The following is a 17,359-nucleotide window of genomic DNA, read 5'->3' on the forward strand; positions in this document are numbered from 1 at the left end:
GGCGGCTTACCAGCTGAGGAGGAACATCGCCTTGGCCAGGAAGATCACCCCCAGCATGTGCACCAGCACGCTGATGTGGATGCGCCGCGAACGCTGCGGCGTCATCTGCCCACGGCGCATCAGCAGCACCACCAGCAGGAAGTGCCCGAGGATGCTCAGCGCCAGGATGATCTTCAGCGTCAGCAAGGTGCCGAAGCTGCTGGACAGCGGTGCATGCAGCGCCGCGCGATAGTGCATGGCCAGCCCCAGCCCGGCACCGAACAGTGCCAGCACCACCCAGTGCATCACCTTGCGTGCGCGTTGCCCCAGGGCCTTGGAGAAGCGCTCGCGGGGTTCCTGCTCCAGCACCGGGGTGGCACGGCTGAGAATCATCACCTCGAAGAACACCCCGCCGATGAAAAAGGCAGCGGCGGTCAGGTGGATGAACTTGAGCAGCAGGTAATGCATGGCGGGCTCCCGAACGGCGGATGGCGGCGGGCACTAAGCCCGTTGCCGATCATGCCGCGTACCGCCAAGCGCGCCCTGACCTGGGTCAGCTGTGTGTGAAGCGGCCGGAACGCCCCATCCTGCGAAGAGCATGAAGCCCCGCCGTAGGGTGTGCCGCGCGCACCGAGAAGATGAGGCGTACCTGACACATCGAATGAGCCATGAAAGGTGAGGCAGCTAAAAACGCCTCGCCCCAGTCAACATCTCAATGCACCGGCGGCAGCAGGAAGCGTGCGATCAGGGGCAGGTGGTCGGAGATGCGCAGGGTATCGAGCTGGCGCACGCGTGCGTCGATGCGGGTCAGGCGGGGGCTGTGGAACACATAGTCGACGGTGCGGTCCGGCCCCGTCACGCGCGGGTCGTTGGGGAACTGGGTGAACCAGCGTTGGCGCTCGGCGCCGTCGGTTTCCTCGGCGGCGGGCACCCTCGGGTAGGCCTTCAGCGCGTCCAGCTCGCTGTCCGGGGCGAAGCGGCTGCGTTGCACCGCGTCCAGATGCGGGTACTGGCCCGGCGGCAACTGGTTGAAGTCGCCGCCCAGCACCCAGGGCGTGCGCTCCCGTTCCAGTTCGTCGAGCAGGCTGCGGGTCATCGCCAACTGGCGCTGTGCGGTGTCCTGGCCTGGCACCCAGGGGTCCAGGTGGGTGTTGATCGCCGCCAGGCGCCCGCCCTCGCGCACCGGCAGGTAGCTCACCAGCAGCGCCGGCTTGCGTTCGAAGGGGCGCTGCAGCAGGTCGCCTTCGGCGAGGGGCAATTGCAGGCGTTCGGCGCTGTCCATGCGCAGGCGGCTGAGGGTTGCCAGCTTCATGCCGACGCTGCCGAGGATGTGTGGCTGCGGCACGAAGGCGGCCTTCCGGTAGAAGGCCTGGGTGCTGCAGGGATAGACGTCGGCGAGGCGCTCGCGCAGCAGGGCCAGCTGGTCCTGGTAGTCGGTGGCGCGGGCGCCTTCGTCCAGCTCCTGGAGGAACACCAGGTCCGGTTGTTCGTCGCGCAGCACGCGCACCACCTCGTCCAGGCTGTAGGCCACGTCGGCGGCGGTCGGGCGTTCGTCCGGGCCTTCGCGGTCAGGCAGGTCGTAGTAGAAGACGTAGCGCTTGCCGGCCAGGTACTGCAGGTTCCAGGTCATCACCTTCAAGGCCTGGCCGGGCTGCAGCAGCGGCGCCTTGGTCACGCAGCTCACCCGTTCCTCCTCACGCGCGGCGGGGTGCCAGGTCAGGCTGTAGACCAGCGCAGCCAGGGCGACGGCGAGGATCAGCAGGCAAAGCAGGAGGCGGCGCAGTAAGGGGGGCATCGGCTGGGAGCTGGGCTTGGCTGGAACCGGGAATTGCCGAGCATACCCGAGCAGGCGGCCTGGCCAAAACCCATGGCCAAGCGAAGCGGCCAGGACGCGTGAGCGACGCTATTCTTGTCTTGTCGCGATGGATCGCAGAGCAGTCCGGTAAAGCCGGTTTGCGCATTCCTCGGGTTGCCCTACCATTCCCGGCCCCGTAGGCAAGGGTCTTGCAGGATCAACCCGACAGTCCCGACTTCCAGGAGCAGGCATGCATCGCCAGATAGTGGTCAGTCCCGCCGAGCCGCCGGCCCTTCGCTGGGGTGGCCCGTGGCTGTTCGTGGTGCTGGGGGGGTTGCTCGGCGCCACGGCGGCGCTGGCCGAGGAGCGCGCGCCGTTGCGGGTGATGACCGATTATTGGCCGCCCTTCCGCATGGAAGGCGAGCGCGGTGCCCTGCATGGCCTGGACATCGACCTGCTGGCCGAACTGGAGCGTCGCACCGGGCTGCGCTTCGATGTGCAGCGCGCGCCTTGGGCCCGTGGCCTGGCCGCCTTGCAGAGCGGCTCGGCGGACCTGATGACGGGCCTGGCGCGCACCCCCGAGCGGGAGCGCTACATCGACTACCTGCCCATCCCCTATTACGCCTGCGCGCCGCGCCTGTATGGCACGCCGGAGCTGGCGGCGAGCATCACCCGCTACGAACAGCTGCGTGGCCCCACCATCGGCTACGTGCTGGAGTCGGTGTATTTCCAGCCCTTCGATTCCGATGCCGGCCTGCACAAATCAGGAGTCAACAACGAGCAGCAATTGCTGGAGATGCTCATGCGCGGGCGCCTGCAACTGGTGATCGGCACCGACTGCCAGGTGGACTACGAGCTGCGCGACCCGCGCCTGGCCGGGCGCATCGTCAAGACCGGCTACCAGCCGCAGACCCGCACCGAGCTGTTCATCGGCTTCACCCAGCAGCATCCGCTCACCGACGAAAAGAAGCGGATCGCCACCGCCCTGCAGCAGATGCTCGACGAGGGCTGGGTGGCCGAGGCCGCCAAGCGCTACCAGCCCGCCACTCAGTGAGCGTGGGGTTCGACCACCACTTCGTAGTCCAGGCTGGTGTCCCAGAACGCCGCCTCGATCTTGTGCCCGTCCGGGTCCCGCACGAAGCAGCCGAAGTAGGGCGCGCCATATTCCGCGCGGGGCCCCGGCTCGCCATCGGAACTGCCGCCGCCGGCCAGGGCCGCCTGGTAGAAGGCCTGCACTGCGTCCTTGTCCGCTGCGAAGAAACCGATGTGGGTGCCGTTGCCGGTACTGGCGGGCTTGCCGTCGATGGGCTTCTGCACCCAGAACTCCGGGTACTCGCGGCCATAGGCCACGGCGCCGGGGTGCTCCAGTACGCGGCGGCAGCCGAGGGTCGGCAGCACCTTGTCGTAGAAGGCGAGGGCGCGGTCGAAGTCGTTGGTGCCGAGCGAGATATGGGAAAGGATGCTGGGGTTTTCGGCCATGGAATGAATCTCCCTGTGCAATGGCCCGGACAAGACTAGCCGGCTTTCAGTGTTCCGCTGCCGGCTCCCCCAGCAGGCTGAACAGGCGGAAGATCAGCACGCTGGTGAACAGTTGCAGGAAGCCGTCCAGGCAGTCGACGAAGATGCTGGCGATGGTGTCCGGGCGTTCGCCCAGCTCGCCATAGGCCCACCATTCGAAGAGCCATACCGGCCCCATCGCCAGGAGGATGCAGCAGAGGATGGTGAGGAAGTGCCCGTCGCTCATGCGGAAGCTCTGCTTCATGGCATCCATCGGCGACATGCCGTCCAGCACCAGCAGGTACTCGGCGAACGCCAGCCGGCTCATGACCCACAGCCCCGGCAGGATCAGCAGCGAGGCGCCTAGCATGATCAGCAGCGTGCTGAAGGCCGCCAGCACCGCGAAGGACGGCCAGCGCAGCAGCGCCAGGCCCCATATCTGTTTCTTCTTCAGGCTCACCCGGCTGCTGCGGCTGTCGAGGAAAACGATCAGCGCGCCGGTGTAGAGGGGGTAGAACACCAGGCGGATGAGCAGGTCGGAGGCTGCCGAAGGCGTCTCGCCCATCCAGGTGGAGGCCAGTTGCAGGGCCAGTGCCTCCAGCAGGATCACCGGCAGGCAGAGCGAGGCGATCATGCCGAAGTGACGGCTGAAGAAATACCAGGAGTCGCGCAGCAGCAGCAGGGGGTTCATCGACGGCGCCATAGGAATGCAGGGCAATGAGGCAACTCTAGTCGATGCCTCGCACCATCTCCAAGGCGCCGCACGCGCTAGAGGGCGGCCTGCGTCGATCCGCCTCGCCACCTGAGGCGCGCCAGCCAGAGCGCCGCCCCCAGCAGGCTGAGCTCCAGCAGGAACGACCAATGCAGGATGAAGTTCAGCCACCAGGGCTGGTAGCGCGGCGTCACGGTGGCCAGGGAGAAGGCCTGGTCGACCCAGGGCGCCAGCCACCAGATATCGCCCACCACGCTGTCCAGCAGCAGGTGCACGCAACCGTTGAGCGTGAACAGCACGAGCAGCGTCGGCACCCACGTTTGCTGCGCCAGCCGCTGCCAGGCGAGGGCCAGCGCCAGGGCGCCGAACCACACCACAGGCCAGTGGCTCCAGTAGCTGTGGTGGTGATGCTGGCGGCCATCCACCAGGTGGAAATAGAGCATGTCCAGGTCCGGGGCGAAGGCCCCGAGCAGCGCCACCGCCAGCCACAGGCGCGGGCTGCAGGCGGCGGGGCGGAAGCGACGTTCCAGCAGGGCGCCGATCAGGTAGCCCGTGGGCAGGTGGGCGACGATCACGAAACCAGTCCGGCCAGCAGGGCCTCGCTGTTCAGCACCTCGGCGTACTCGCCGGCGAGGTTGGCCATGGCCATGTCGTGCACTTCCTCGGCGCTGCGCGGGCGGCCGGCCCAGTCGGCCTTGGCGAAGGTGTAGCAGGCGTCGGCCACCACAGTGGTAGCGAAGCCCAGGTTGCTGGCGCTGCGCGCGGTGGCCTCCACCGAGTTCTCGCTGGCGACCCCGGTGATCACCACACGGTGGATGCCGCGCACATGCAGCCAGCGCTCCAGGGCGCTGTGGGTAAAGGCATCGGTGACGTTCTTCTCCAGCACCTGCTCGCCGGGTGCCGGCGCCAGCTCCGGCTGGAACAGCGCGCCGTCCTGCCCCGGGGCGAACACCGAGCCCGGCTCGCGGGACATGTGGCGCACGTGCACCAGCGGCCAGCCGTGCTCGCGCCAGTGGGCGAGCAGGGCGGCGATGCGTGCTTCGGCCTGGGGGTTGTTGCGTTGCGTGGTGACGCGGGCGATGCCTTGCTGCATATCGATGATGATCAGGGCGGGAGGCGCGTGGAGAGGGTCGTTCAGCGGCATATCGGGTGTCCTTTCCTCGGTGCTGGCATACTGTGCGCCGACTCTAGCAGACCGTTGAAAAACTGACTGCGCTGCCTCGTTTACGTTTTTTTGCAGCTTTAAACTCACGCCCGCCACCCGAGGAAAACCGGTGAAGAAGATCGCAGTGTTCGCCGATGTCCAGAACCTCTACTACACGGTGCGCCAGGCCTATGGTTGCCATTTCAACTACACCGCGCTGTGGAAGGACATCGCCGCCCGTGGCGAGATCGTCGAAGCCTATGCCTACGCCATCGACCGGGGCGACGCCCGCCAGCAGCAGTTCCAGCAGATCCTGCGCAACCTCGGCTTCACCGTGAAGCTCAAGCCCTTCATCCAGCGTGCCGACGGCTCGGCCAAGGGCGACTGGGACGTGGGCATCACCATCGACATCCTCGACGCCGCCGCGCGGGTGGACGAGATCGTCCTGGCCTCCGGCGATGGCGACTTCGACCTGCTGCTGGACCGCGTTCGCGACCATGGTGTCGAAGCCGTCGCCTATGGCGTGCCCGGTCTCACCGCTCAATCGCTGGTGCGTGCCGCCAGCCGTTACGTACCCATCGAGGGCGGCCTGCTGCTCAAGTGACAGCGCGCCGCCCCCGCGAAACACTGGAAACCCCGTGGACCCCATAGCCGTCATCGACTTCGAAACCACCGGCGTCACGCCGGGGGACAACTGCCGCGCCACCGAGATAGGCGTGGTCATCCTCGACCAGGGCCGCATCGTCGACCGCTACCAGAGCCTGATGAACGCCGGCGTCTGGGTGCCGCCCTTCATCGAGAGCCTCACCGGCATCAGCAACGCCATGGTCCGTGCTGCACCGCCGGCGGCCCAGGTGATAGGCGAGGTGGCGGATTTCGTCGGCGACATCCCGTTGCTGGCGCACAACGCCTCCTTCGACCAGAAGTTCTGGGACGCCGAGCTGGCGCGCCTCGGTCGCCGTCGCCGGCAGGCCTTCGCCTGCTCCCTGCTGTTGTCGCGTCGCCTGCTGCCGGAGGCGCCCAACCACAAGCTCGGCACCCTCAACAGCTGGGCGCGCCTGCCCCACACCGGCCAGGCCCACCGGGCGCTGGCCGATGCCGAGATGGCGGCCAACCTCACCCTCTTCATCGCCGAGCGCCTGCGTGACCGCCACGGCGTGCAACGGATCTCCCACGAGCTGTTCTGCAGCCTGCAGAAAGTCCCCGCCGCCAAGATCCTCGATGCGCTGAAGCGGTTGTAGATGCGCTCGGCGCCGCACTCGGCGAGGTGCTTTGCGTAGGGTGGATGACGCTCCTTTCATCCACCAGGCGATGTCGAGTCCCGCACCGCCTGGTGGGAGCGAATTCATTCGCGATGGAGTGCCCGGCCACCCTTAGCTCAGTACCGGCGGCGGGGCTTTCGCGGCTGAAGCCGCTCCCACAGGATTGCCCGCAGCGAGGCCGGATAGGGCTGCGTTGGGCCTCGCTGCGCTCGGCACCAACCTACGAAGCGTATCCCCGTGGGAGCGAATTCATTCGCGATGGGCTACCCGCCACTCACACCTTGCGCAACGCCTCCACCTTGCCGGTGTGCACCTGCAGTTCCGCCGGGATGCGCCGTTCGAAGGGGGTGGAGAGGATCAGCGAGGTCTTGCTGGCGCCGTACTGGCTGAGGCGGTCGATCAGGTCCTGCAGCTCCGGCATGGTGGCCACGGCGGCTTTCATCAATACGCAGGCGTCGCCGGTGATGCGGTGGCAGAGGGAGATCTGCGGGATCTTCTCCAGGGCCTCCAGGGCGCGCTTGGAGTCGTGGTCGGCGAGGCGCAATTCGATCACGCACTCGATAGGCAGGCCGATCTTCGCCGGGTCCACGGCGGCGTGGTAGCCGGTGATCACCCCGCTGGCCTCCAGCTTGGCCACGCGGTCGGCCACGGCCGGGGGCGAGAGGTTGACCCGGCGCGCCAGGTCGGCGAACGAGGCGCGTCCGTTCTCCATCAGCGCCGAGAGCAGCAGGCGATCATACTTGTCCATCGTTGGTCTCCACGCGCTGTGTTTAGGAAAAAAGGCAAACAGCGTTTATTGGCGTTGATTCGAAAGTTAAGGGGCCATTGAAGCAGGTTTCATCGCTTATTTTCCCCATATGGCCTTGCATAGAATAAACACTCTGCCAACCGGATCGTCGAGCCCCCCATGCCTGCGCAACGTTTTCCCCTCCTGCTGATCGGCGCCTTCATAGCCCTCTACATCATCTGGGGGTCCACCTACCTGGCGATCCGCATCGGCGTCGAATCCTGGCCGCCGCTGCTCATGGCCGGCGTGCGTTTCGTCATCGCCGGCAGCCTGATGTTCGCCTGGCTGCGCTGGCGCGGTGCGCCCATGCCCACACTGCGTGAATGGAAGGCCGGTGCGGTGATCGGCGTGCTGCTGCTCAGCTGCGGCAATGGCGGCGTCACCCTCGCCGAGCACCTGGGCGTGGCCTCCGGCGTCGCCGCCCTGGCGGTGGCCACGGTGCCGCTGTTCGCCCTGGTGTTCGGGCTTATCTGGGGCCAGCGCACCACGCGCCTGGAATGGGCCGGCATCGTCCTCGGGCTGATCGGCATCGCCTTGCTCAACCTCGGTTCCAACCTCCAGGCCAGCCCCCTGGGCGCCGCGCTGATCCTCTTTGCCGCCGCCAGCTGGTCCTTCGGCTCCATGTGGAGCAAGCACCTGCCGCTGCCCGCCGGCCCCATGGCCAGCGCGGTGGAAATGCTCGCCGGCGGCGCCGCGCTGCTGCTGGGCAGTGCGCTGAGCGGCGAACGCATGGAAACCCTGCCCACCCCCGCCGGCTGGGCGGCCCTGGCCTACCTGGTGGTGTTCGGCTCGATCATCGCCTTCAGCTCCTACCTCTACCTGCTGAAGAACGTGCGCCCGGCGGCGGCCACCAGCTACGCCTACGTCAATCCGGCGGTGGCGGTGCTGCTCGGCGTGCTCTTCGCCGGCGAACACATCGGCGGCGAGGAAGGCCTGGCGATGCTGGTGATCATCAGCGCCGTGGTGCTGATCGGCCTGCCGCAGTGGCGCAAGACCAAGGAGCCGGTGCTGCAGCAGACGAGCTGACGGGAGGCCGGAATCCGGCCAAGGAACGCAGGTAGTTTTCCAACGGCCTGATAGAATTGCGCCTTTCCGTTCCCTGGCTGTTACCTCCATGACCTTCGCTTCCCTTGGCCTGATCGACCCCCTGCTGCGCGCGCTCGACACGCTCGGCTACCAGACCCCATCGCCGGTGCAGGCCGAGGCGATCCCCGCCGTACTCAAGGGCCGCGACCTGATGGCCGCCGCGCAGACCGGCACCGGCAAGACCGCCGGTTTCGCCCTGCCGCTGCTGCAGCGCCTGACCCTGGAAGGCCCGCAGGTGGCCGCCAACTCGGTGCGCGCCCTGGTGCTGGTGCCCACCCGCGAGCTGGCCGAGCAGGTTCACGAGAGCTTCCGCGTCTACGGGCAGAACCTGCCGCTGCGCACCTATGCGGTGTATGGCGGGGTCAGCATCAACCCGCAGATGATGAAGCTGCGCAAGGGCATCGACGTGCTGGTGGCCACCCCCGGCCGCCTGCTCGACCTGTACCGGCAGAACGCGGTCAAGTTCAACCAGGTGCAGGCGCTGGTGCTGGACGAGGCCGACCGCATGCTCGACCTCGGCTTCTCCCGCGAGCTGGACGATGTCTTCTCCGCGCTGCCGCGCCGCCGCCAGACCCTGCTGTTCTCCGCCACCTTCTCCGACGCCATCCGCCAGATGGCCCGCGAGCTGCTGCGCGACCCGCTGTCCATCGAGGTCAGCCCGCGCAACGCCGCCGCCCGCAGCGTCAAACAGTGGGTGACCACCGTGGACAAGAAGCGCAAGTCCGAGCTGTTCCTGCACCTGCTGCAGGAGCGCCGCTGGGGCCAGGTGCTGGTCTTCGTCAAAACCCGCAAGGGGGTCGATGAACTGGTGGGCGAGCTGCAACGCACCGGCGTGTCCGCCGACGCCATCCACGGCGACAAGCCGCAGCCCTCGCGCCTGCGTGCCCTGGAGCGCTTCAAGGCCGGCGAGGTGCAGATCCTCGTCGCCACCGATGTCGCCGCCCGTGGCCTGGACATCGACGACCTGCCCCTGGTGGTCAACTTCGACCTGCCCATCGTCGCCGAGGACTATGTGCACCGCATCGGCCGCACGGGCCGTGCCGGCGCCACCGGCGAGGCCATCTCCCTGGTCTGCGCCGACGAGGTGCAGCTGCTCTCGGCCATCGAAGTGCTGATCAAGCAGACCCTGCAGCGCCGCGACGAGCCCGGCTTCGTCCCCGATCACCGGGTACCGCAGACCGACGCCACCGGCGCCATCCTGAAAAAGCCCAAGAAGCCGAAGAAACCCAAGGAGCCCCAAGCCGGCGCAAAGGGTGGCAAGCCGTCGCGCCTGGGCAACTGGATCGACAGCGAGGCGCCGAAGGCCAAGGCCGTGCGCAAGGGCCCGGGGTTCGGCAAGGCGAAGAAGGGCTGACTGCTACCGCCCGGTGTAGCGTCGGGTGACGCAACGCGGGGCGCGGCGAACCATCGAGGTGCACTGCGCAGGCCGTTGAGCGAGGCGGCGCGCAGCCTGGCGCGGGATTGGCCAGAGTTCGGGATATTGGCGCAAATCGTGCATTTCTGTGCGAAATGATGAACGCCTAGTGCGTTCAAAGCGCCGTCCCACGTCAGACGATTCCATGATGCGCCCCAAGGAACTCAAGCACTGGACCACCGGTGTCGCCCACCTGCTGTCACAGCCCGCCGGCCGTGCGCGCCTGCTCGGCCTCGCCCAGTGGCTGCAGCAGATCTGCCACGTCGACCACTTCGTGCTCTTCGTCTACGAGGGCAACCACCGGCCGCTGGCGCTGTTCGATACCTTCCCGGCGGACAAGCGCCACGTCTACGTCGAGGATTACCAGGTCGGCCCCTACCTGCTCGATCCCTTCTACCTCGCCTGCACCCGCAACCAGGCCCCCGGCCTGTGGCGCCTGCGTCAGTTCGCCCCGGACCACTTCTACCTGGGCGAGTACTACGTCACCTACTACCAGCAGACCGGCCTCACCGAGGAGATCGCCTTCTTCATCGACCTGGCCGACGGCGCCAAGGCGGTGCTCTCGCTGATGCGCAGCGCCTGCAGCCCGGCCTACAGCCGCGACGAGATGCAACTGCTCGACTGCGCCCAGGCGGTGGTCGAGCAGGTGGTGGGGGAGGCCTGGGAACAGCGCCGCGCCCACCAGCCACGCCCGGCCCAGGACCTGGACTACAAGATCCGCGAAACCTTCGAGCAGTTCGGCGCCCACCTGCTCACCGCCCGCGAACAGGAAGTGGTGCAGATGCTCCTGCGCGGGCACTCCAGCGCCTCGGTGGCGGAGCACCTGGCCATCAGCCCCGGCACGGTGAAGATCCACCGCAAGAACATCTACGCCAAGCTCGGTATCGGCAGCCAATCGGAGTTGCTCGGGCTTTTGGTGCGCGACCTTGCCGGCCAGCGCGAGGTGGTCAGCGAAGCAGTATTGCGTGCGGCGATCTGAGGCATTTCGCTTATCGCCAAGTGGAATTTAGCGGCGCTGATCAATAACCATCCATCATGCTGGAAGCCGCGCGGCGCTTGGCCCCGGGCCGCCTGTCCACGAGTTATCCACAATCCGTTCCACAGATAATGTGAGCAGAAAACCGCACCCCCTGCGGCATTTCGGCCTGTGCGGCAAGCCTTTTTATGCAGAAAAAAAGCTTGCCTTCGCGGGGCCTGGGTGGCAGGCGCATTTCGTCGCCGCTGCGACCTGAAATCGCAGTTTTGCACCGCTGTTCATTTTTTGTACATATTCTCAAGGTGCCCGTATCCAGTGGGCTGCAGAAGGTTATAGACGAGTTATCCACAGCTTCATCCACCGTTTCTGTGGGCACTCGAACCCTTGCCCGACAGGGTTCGATCTGCTAGCCACCGACGCACTCCGGGGTAGAGCGATTGATCGTTTTTTGAGCAGTTGGCGGTGGCCCCTGCCGGGAGTGGTGCGCACGCGCCCATCCACCCTCTGTCCACAAAGTTATCCACAGCTTCTGTGCATAGCTGCGGTAACTGACAGGGCGCTGGTTGTGGCCGGCCAGCCCTATCCCCGGAGGGATATATACAGCCCGAAACGGCGGTTGCTAGCGTGGCTCCACAAGCAGGAACACCTGGAAAAGGGGCTGGTCGTGAGCGATGCAGAGGCTGTCTTCGATATCGAATTCCGCAACGTGGAAAAGAGCTACGGCTCGGTGCGCGCGGTCAGCGGGCTGAACTTCAAGGTCCGTCGCGGCGCCTTCCACTCCTTCCTCGGCAGCTCGGGCTGCGGCAAGACCACCACCCTGCGCATGATCGCCGGCTTCGAGCAGCCCAGCGCCGGCGAAGTCTGGCTCGGCGGCCGCCCGGTGGCGGGCATCCCGGCGCACCAGCGGCCGGTGAACATGGTGTTCCAGAGCTACGCGCTGTTCCCCCACCTCACGGTGACGGAAAACATCGCCTACGGCCTGCGCTACCTCAACCCGCGGCCGGATCGCGACGAACAGCGCCGCCGCGCCGACGAAGCCCTGGAGATGGTGCGCCTCGGCGGCTTCGGCCAGCGCAAGCCCCACGAACTCTCCGGCGGCCAGCAGCAGCGCGTGGCCCTGGCCCGTGCCCTGGTCAACAAGCCCACGGTGCTGCTGCTGGACGAACCCCTGGCGGCGCTGGACCGCAAGCTGCGCAAGGAGATGCAGTCCGAACTGCTGCGCCTGCAGCGCGAGGTCGGCATCACCTTCGTGCTGGTCACCCATGACCAGGAAGAAGCGCTGTCCATGAGCGACAGCATCAGCGTCATGCAGGACGGCGGCATCATCCAGACCGCCACCCCCGAGCAGCTCTACGAAACCCCCGCCAGCCGTTACGTGGCGGACTTCATCGGCGAATCCAACCTGTTCACCGGCACCGTGCGCCAGGTGGACGGCGACCGTGTGCTGCTGGACATGCCCCAGGGCCTGCAACTGGCCAGCCCGGCCACGCCCACCGGCCCGCGCCTGGCCGCCAGCGACCCCGGCTGCATCGCCGTGCGCCCGGAGCAGATCGCCATCGGCAACGCCGCCGACGCCCTGGCCCGGGAGATCAGCCTGGCCGGCGAAGTGGTGGACCGCATCTACCTGGGCAACCTCACCGAATACCGCGTGCGCACCGAGCCCTTCGGCATCGTCTGCGTGCGGGTGCCGGGCCACACGGGGCGCGACAAGGCGGCCTTCGAGCACGGCGCGCCGGTGCGCATCGGCTGGGACCAGGCCGCCGGCCTGGCCATGGCGCTCTAGGTTTCAACCCCCCCTGCAAGGCATCGCGGGGGCTTCTGCAGTGAATAAAAACCACAGACGAACTGGCGGGGTAGCAGGCAATGGACCGTAAAGACTTCATCAAACAGATGCGCAGCTGGCAGAACGGCTCCATCACCCGACGCGAATTCCTCGGCCGCACTGGCCTCGGACTGGCCGCTGCGGTGGTCGCCACCCACATGCCCGGCCTGCTCACCAGCAAGGCCTATGGCGCCGACAAGGCCATCGGCGACCGCGTGGTGCTGGCCACCTGGCCGAACTACCACAACGCCGAGAACTTCGCCGCCTTCGCCGAGAAGACCGGCGCCCACGTGCAGATGAACGTGTTCGGCTCCAACGAGGAGATGCTCGCCAAGCTCCAGGCTGGCGGCAGCGGCTGGGACCTCTTCGTGCCCACCAACTACACCATCAGCACCTACGTCGAGCTGGGCCTGATCGAGCCGCTGGACCTGGCGCGCCTGCCCAACTTCGATGCCGCCAGCTACGAGAAGCGCTTCATGGAGCAGGGCATCGTCGACGGCAAGCTCTACGCCGTGCCGAAGAACTGGGGCACCACCGGCTTCGTCTACGACAGCGACAAGATCAAATCCAAACCCAGCAGCTGGAAGGAGTTCTGGGAACTGGCCAAGGGCGACGCCTCCGGCCGGGTGATGGTCCACGACTACCAGCTCACCGCCATCGGCAATGCGCTGAAGTCCTTCGGCTACAGCTTCAACTCGCTGGACCCGAAGGAGCTGGCCGACGCCGAGAAGCTGCTGCTGGAGGTCAAGCCGCACCTGTTCGCCATCAACTCCGACTACCAGCCCTCGATGCGCAACGGCGACGCCTGGATGTCCATGTGCTGGACCGGCGACGGCTCGCAGCTGCACCGCGACCTGCCCAACATGCAGTTCACCCTGGGCAAGGAAGGCGGCGAGCTGTGGAGCGATTTCTTCGCCATTCCCAAGGGCGCCGAGCGCCCGGATGCCGCCTACGCGCTGATCAACTTCCTCCTCGACCCGCAGGTGAACAAGCTGGAAGTGGAGGCCCACGGCTACCCCAGCGGCGACAAGCGCGTGGATGCGCTGCTGCCCAAGGCGATGCTCGACGACCCGATCATGTACCCGGCCGCCGAGCTGCTCAGCGCCCTGGAGTTCGGCGCCGCCGCCACCCTCACCAGCCCGGAGCGTGCCGAACTGATGGCGCGTTTCAAGGCTGCCTGACCGTCGCTGCCGTCGCAGGGGCGAGCTCCACCCGTGAATCGCGACGCCGCATTCGCGAGCAGAGCTCGCTCCCAGGTCGCCTCCATGAATCGTAGGGACTCTTCCATGAACGTCGCTCTCAGCGCTCCCGCAGCGGTCGATGCGGGCCAGGCCGCGCCGGTCGAAAGCCGCAGCCTCGGCCGCCGCGTCACGCTGCTCCTGCTGCTGCCTTCCACCCTGTGGTTCCTGCTGATGCTGCTGATGCCGCTGGTGATCATCCTGGTCTTCAGCCTCGGCGAGCGCAGCCCGGTTGGGGGCTATGCCGCCGCGCTGACCCTGGACAACTACCTCAACCTCGGCTCGCGGGCCAAGGCCTTCGCCAACACCCTGTTCCTCGCCCCGCTGGGCACCCTGGTGTGCCTGCTGGCGGCCTACCCGCTGGCCTACTTCCTGGCGGTGAAGGTGCAGCGCAACCGTTCGCTGCTGCTGACCCTGGTGATCGTGCCGTTCTGGACCAGCTTCCTGATCCGCACCTACGCCTGGATCTTCATCCTCGGCGGCAAGGGCATCCCCGCGCTGCTGGCCAGCGTCGGCCTGGAGGACGTGCGCCTGATCAACACCCCCACGGCGGTGCTGATCGGCATCGTCTACGGCTACCTGCCGCTGATGGTGTTCCCCATCTACGTCAGCCTGGAGAAGCTCGACAAGCGCCTGCTGGAAGCCTCTTCCGACCTCGGTGCCAGCGCCTTCGAAACCTTCCGCCGGGTCACCCTGCCGCTCTCCGCGCCGGGGGTGATCACCGGCGCCATGCTGGTGTTCATCCTGCTCATGGGCGAGTTCCTCATCCCCGCCATCCTCGGCGGCGGCAAGGTGTTCTTCGTCGGCAACGCCCTGGTCGACCTGTTCCTGCAATCGCGCAACTGGCCCTTCGGCAGCGCGGTGGCCATGACCCTGGTGGCGATGATGCTGGTGATCATCTTCCTCTACCTCAAGCTCGTGGCGCGCTACGGCAAGCGCTCCACCGACGGGATGCTCTGACATGTGGCTGCGCAGCTATTCCACCTCGCTGTACCTGTTCCTCTACGCGCCCATCGCGCTGATCATCCTGTTCAGCTTCAACGCCGGGCGCAGCGGGCTGTCCTTCGAATGCTGCTCGGTGCAGTGGTTCGGCCGCGCCTTCGGCAACCCCTTCATCATGGAAGCCCTGGGCAACAGCGCGCTGATCGCCCTGTGCTCGGCGCTGATCGCCACCCTGTTCGGCACCCTCGCGGTGTTCGGCCTGCAACGGGTGGGGCGGCGCGTGCGGATGTTCTTCGACGCCCTGACCTACTGCGCGATCATCATCCCCGGCATCGTCATCGGCATCGCCACGCTGATCGCCTTCATCAGCCTGTTCGAGGTGCTCAACCCGCTGCTGGATGTGATTCTCGGCGCCGGCCTGCCGCGCCTGCGCATGGGCTTCGTCACGGTGGTCGCCGCCCATTCGCTGTTCACCATGGCGCTGGTGATGGTCATCGTCCGCACCCGCGTCGAGTCCCTGGACAAGGCCCTGCTGGAAGCCTCCGCCGACCTCTACGCGCCGCCGCTGGAGACCTTCCGCCGCGTGGTGCTGCCGCAGATCGCCCCGGCGATCATGGCCGGCTTTCTCCTGGCGTTCACCTTCAGCTTCGACGATTTCATCATCGCCTTCTTCGTTGCCGGCTCGGAAACCACGCTGCCGATCTACATCTTCTCGTCCATCCGCCGGGGCATCACCCCGGAGATCAACGCCATCTCGACCGTGATCATCTGCGCCTCCCTGGCGCTGCTGTTCACCTCCCGCTACCTGCAGAACCGCCGTACCGGCGCCTGACGACCACCTGGAGAACACCATGCGTGACCAGCTGTATATCAACGGGCAATGGGTCCGCCCGGACCTGGGTGGCCATTTCGACGTGATCGACCCGAGCAGCGGCGACCTGATCCAGCGCGTGCCGGCGGCCACCGAGGAAGACATCGACCACGCCGTGCGCGCCGCGCGCCAGGCTTTCAACCGTGGCTGGGGGCAGACCACCGGCGCCGAGCGCGCCGGCTGGCTGGAGGCCCTGGCCAGCGAGCTGGAAGGCCGCCAGGACGCCCTCGCGGTGCTGGAGGTGCGCGACAACGGCAAGCCGCTGCCCGAGGCGCAATGGGACATCGCCGACGCCATCGGCTGCTTCCGCTACTACGCCGAACTGGCGCGGGAGCTGGACGGCCGCCAGGACGAGGCGCTGGAGCTGCCGGATGCGCGCTTCAGTTGCCGCATCCGCCACGAGCCGGTGGGCGTGGCCGGGCAGATCATCCCCTGGAACTACCCGCTGCTGATGGCCGCCTGGAAGGTCGCCCCGGCCCTGGCCGCCGGCGCCACCTGCGTGCTCAAGCCCTCGGAGCTGACCCCGCTCACCGCCCTGGAGCTGGCCAGTGCGGCGGACCGCATCGGCCTGCCCTCGGGCGTGCTCAACGTGGTCACCGGCCTCGGCGGCGACGCCGGCGGGCCCCTCAGCCAGCACCCGGGCGTAGACAAGCTGGCCTTCACCGGCAGCGTGCCCACGGGGGCGAAAATCATGTCGGCGGCGGCGGCCGATATCAAGAACATCAGCCTGGAGCTGGGCGGCAAGTCGGCCTTCATCGTCTTCGACGACGCGGATATCGAAGCGGCGGTGGAATGGATCATGTTCGGCATCTTCTGGAACCAGGGCCAGGTGTGCAGCGCCACCTCGCGGCTGCTGGTGCAGGAGGGTATCGCCCCGCGCCTGCTCGAACGCCTGGTCGCCGAGGCGCGACGCATCACCATCGGCCCGGGCCTGGAACGCGGCGTGCTGCTGGGCCCGCTGGTCAGCGCCGGGCAGTACCAGAAGGTCATGGGCATGATCGAGCAGGGCACCCGCGAAGCGACCCTGATCAGCGGCGGCAAGCGCCCCACACACCTGTCCCACGGCTACTTCCTCGAGCCGACCATCTTCGACGAGCCGGCGGACAACGCCAGCATCTGGCGCGACGAAATCTTCGGCCCGGTGCTCTGCGTCAAGCGCTTCAAGACCGAAGCCGACGCCCTGCGCCTGGCCAACGACAGCCGCTTCGGCCTCGCCGCCGCGGTGATGAGCGCCGACCTCGACCGCGCCGCCCGGGTGGCCAACGGCCTGCGCGCCGGTATCGTCTGGGTCAACTGCTCGCAGCCCACCTTCACCCAGGCGCCCTGGGGCGGCATGAAACACAGCGGCATCGGCCGCGAGCTCGGCCGCTGGGGGCTGGACAACTACCTGGAGGTCAAGCAGGTCACCGAGTACCGCAGCCAGGAGCCCTGGGGGTGGTACCTCAAGTGATGCGAGGGGCCCCGTAGGATGGTGTAGAGCGAAGCGAAACCCATGCTGTGGTGTGCATGGCTGGATCGCCCATCGCGAATGAACTCGCTCCTACAAAAGCAGCAGGCCCCCGCCGCACAAGCGTGACCGCTGCGTAGGGTGGAGGTCGTTCTTTACCTCCACCAGGCGGAGTCGGGCCCCGGCACGGCATCATGCCTGAGGCTTCGCATCGATGGGTTTCGCGGAGCTCTACCCATCCTACGACGACGCCCCACGCGGAGTCAGGATCGGCACCTCGTCACGCGGAAACTCCGAGCAGGTCGAGGAGAAACGGTGGGTTGAAGCGGAGCGCCGCCCGGCCCACCCGCCCTGTGTCTGTGCATGACCGGATCGGTTGATCGCGAA

The 17,359-nt window shown here is 67.1% G+C and carries 18 protein-coding genes; 11 read left to right on the forward strand and 7 right to left on the reverse strand.

Going from position 1 to position 17,359, the window contains the following annotated elements; all coding sequences use genetic code 11:
- Positions 1–6 precede the first annotated feature (6 nt).
- Together PI990_RS05010 and PI990_RS05015 are read right to left on the reverse strand one after the other, a co-directional pair.
- Positions 7–447 (reverse strand): CopD family copper resistance protein, encoded by a 441-nt coding sequence (locus PI990_RS05010; RefSeq protein WP_271659973.1) that lies wholly within the window; start codon positions 445–447, stop codon positions 7–9.
- 244 nt (positions 448–691) lie between these two features.
- Positions 692–1,774 carry an endonuclease/exonuclease/phosphatase family protein gene (locus PI990_RS05015; protein ID WP_271659974.1) on the reverse strand — a complete coding sequence of 361 codons (1,083 nt, stop codon included), beginning with the start codon at positions 1,772–1,774 and terminating at the stop codon, positions 692–694.
- Between the two features lie 250 nt (positions 1,775–2,024).
- Here PI990_RS05015 and PI990_RS05020 point away from each other — a divergent pair, with 250 nt between their 5' ends.
- The gene (locus tag PI990_RS05020) at positions 2,025–2,828 is read left to right on the forward strand and encodes a substrate-binding periplasmic protein (protein ID WP_271659975.1); all 804 of its coding nucleotides are present in this window, start codon (positions 2,025–2,027) and stop codon (positions 2,826–2,828) included.
- Here the strand turns inward: PI990_RS05020 and PI990_RS05025 are convergent.
- The 4 genes from PI990_RS05025 to PI990_RS05040 all read right to left on the reverse strand — a co-directional run bounded on the left by PI990_RS05025 (position 2,822) and on the right by PI990_RS05040 (position 5,127).
- Positions 2,822–3,253, reverse strand: a complete 432-nt coding sequence (locus tag PI990_RS05025) for a VOC family protein (protein WP_271659976.1) — start codon at positions 3,251–3,253, stop codon at positions 2,822–2,824. The genes PI990_RS05020 and PI990_RS05025 overlap by 7 nt on opposite strands.
- Before the next feature lie 46 nt (positions 3,254–3,299).
- A complete protein-coding gene (locus tag PI990_RS05030) occupies positions 3,300–3,962 on the reverse strand; it encodes a YciC family protein (RefSeq protein ID WP_271659977.1) in 663 nt (220 codons plus the stop codon).
- Positions 3,963–4,039: 77 nt separating this feature from the next.
- Positions 4,040–4,558 (reverse strand): metal-dependent hydrolase, encoded by a 519-nt coding sequence (locus PI990_RS05035; RefSeq protein WP_021217620.1) that lies wholly within the window; start codon positions 4,556–4,558, stop codon positions 4,040–4,042.
- Positions 4,555–5,127, reverse strand: coding sequence for a cysteine hydrolase family protein (locus PI990_RS05040; RefSeq protein ID WP_271659978.1), 573 nt, complete (start codon positions 5,125–5,127; stop codon positions 4,555–4,557). Before PI990_RS05040 ends, PI990_RS05035 begins: the two co-directional genes overlap by 4 nt.
- A 130-nt stretch (positions 5,128–5,257) precedes the next feature.
- On the opposite strand from PI990_RS05040, the gene PI990_RS05045 reads away from it, so the two are divergent.
- Positions 5,258–5,731, forward strand: coding sequence for an NYN domain-containing protein (locus tag PI990_RS05045; protein WP_021217618.1), 474 nt, complete (start codon positions 5,258–5,260; stop codon positions 5,729–5,731).
- Between the two features lie 34 nt (positions 5,732–5,765).
- The gene (locus PI990_RS05050; RefSeq protein ID WP_271659979.1) at positions 5,766–6,368 is read left to right on the forward strand and encodes a 3'-5' exonuclease; all 603 of its coding nucleotides are present in this window, start codon (positions 5,766–5,768) and stop codon (positions 6,366–6,368) included.
- A gap of 295 nt (positions 6,369–6,663) precedes the next feature.
- Here the strand turns inward: PI990_RS05050 and PI990_RS05055 are convergent, their stop codons facing one another.
- Positions 6,664–7,137, reverse strand: a complete 474-nt coding sequence (locus PI990_RS05055; protein ID WP_021217521.1) for an Lrp/AsnC family transcriptional regulator — start codon at positions 7,135–7,137, stop codon at positions 6,664–6,666.
- Positions 7,138–7,296: 159 nt separating this feature from the next.
- Here PI990_RS05055 and yedA point away from each other — a divergent pair, with 159 nt between their 5' ends.
- The 8 genes from yedA to PI990_RS05095 all read left to right on the forward strand — a co-directional run bounded on the left by yedA (position 7,297) and on the right by PI990_RS05095 (position 16,975).
- Positions 7,297–8,202 carry a drug/metabolite exporter YedA gene (gene yedA / locus PI990_RS05060; protein ID WP_271659980.1) on the forward strand — a complete coding sequence of 302 codons (906 nt, stop codon included), beginning with the start codon at positions 7,297–7,299 and terminating at the stop codon, positions 8,200–8,202.
- An 88-nt stretch (positions 8,203–8,290) separates the two neighbouring features.
- Positions 8,291–9,616, forward strand: coding sequence for a DEAD/DEAH box helicase (locus PI990_RS05065; protein ID WP_271659981.1), 1,326 nt, complete (start codon positions 8,291–8,293; stop codon positions 9,614–9,616).
- A gap of 208 nt (positions 9,617–9,824) precedes the next feature.
- Entirely contained in the window at positions 9,825–10,655 is an 831-nt protein-coding gene (locus PI990_RS05070) for a response regulator transcription factor (protein ID WP_271659982.1), read from the forward strand.
- 661 nt (positions 10,656–11,316) lie between these two features.
- Positions 11,317–12,435 carry an ABC transporter ATP-binding protein gene (locus tag PI990_RS05075; RefSeq protein ID WP_271659983.1) on the forward strand — a complete coding sequence of 373 codons (1,119 nt, stop codon included), beginning with the start codon at positions 11,317–11,319 and terminating at the stop codon, positions 12,433–12,435.
- Between the two features lie 80 nt (positions 12,436–12,515).
- Positions 12,516–13,655 (forward strand): ABC transporter substrate-binding protein, encoded by a 1,140-nt coding sequence (locus tag PI990_RS05080; protein WP_021217526.1) that lies wholly within the window; start codon positions 12,516–12,518, stop codon positions 13,653–13,655.
- A 105-nt stretch (positions 13,656–13,760) separates the two neighbouring features.
- On the forward strand, positions 13,761–14,672 hold the full coding sequence (locus tag PI990_RS05085) for an ABC transporter permease (RefSeq protein ID WP_021217527.1): 912 nt from the start codon (positions 13,761–13,763) through the stop codon (positions 14,670–14,672).
- A 1-nt stretch (position 14,673) separates the two neighbouring features.
- Positions 14,674–15,486 (forward strand): ABC transporter permease, encoded by an 813-nt coding sequence (locus tag PI990_RS05090; RefSeq protein ID WP_043245027.1) that lies wholly within the window; start codon positions 14,674–14,676, stop codon positions 15,484–15,486.
- Positions 15,487–15,505: 19 nt separating this feature from the next.
- A complete protein-coding gene (locus PI990_RS05095) occupies positions 15,506–16,975 on the forward strand; it encodes an aldehyde dehydrogenase family protein (protein WP_271659984.1) in 1,470 nt (489 codons plus the stop codon).
- The last annotated feature ends 384 nt before the right edge of the window (positions 16,976–17,359 follow it).

The organism is Pseudomonas sp. TUM22785 (genome assembly GCF_028198105.1).
In the GTDB taxonomy this organism is placed as follows: domain Bacteria; phylum Pseudomonadota; class Gammaproteobacteria; order Pseudomonadales; family Pseudomonadaceae; genus Metapseudomonas; species Metapseudomonas solani.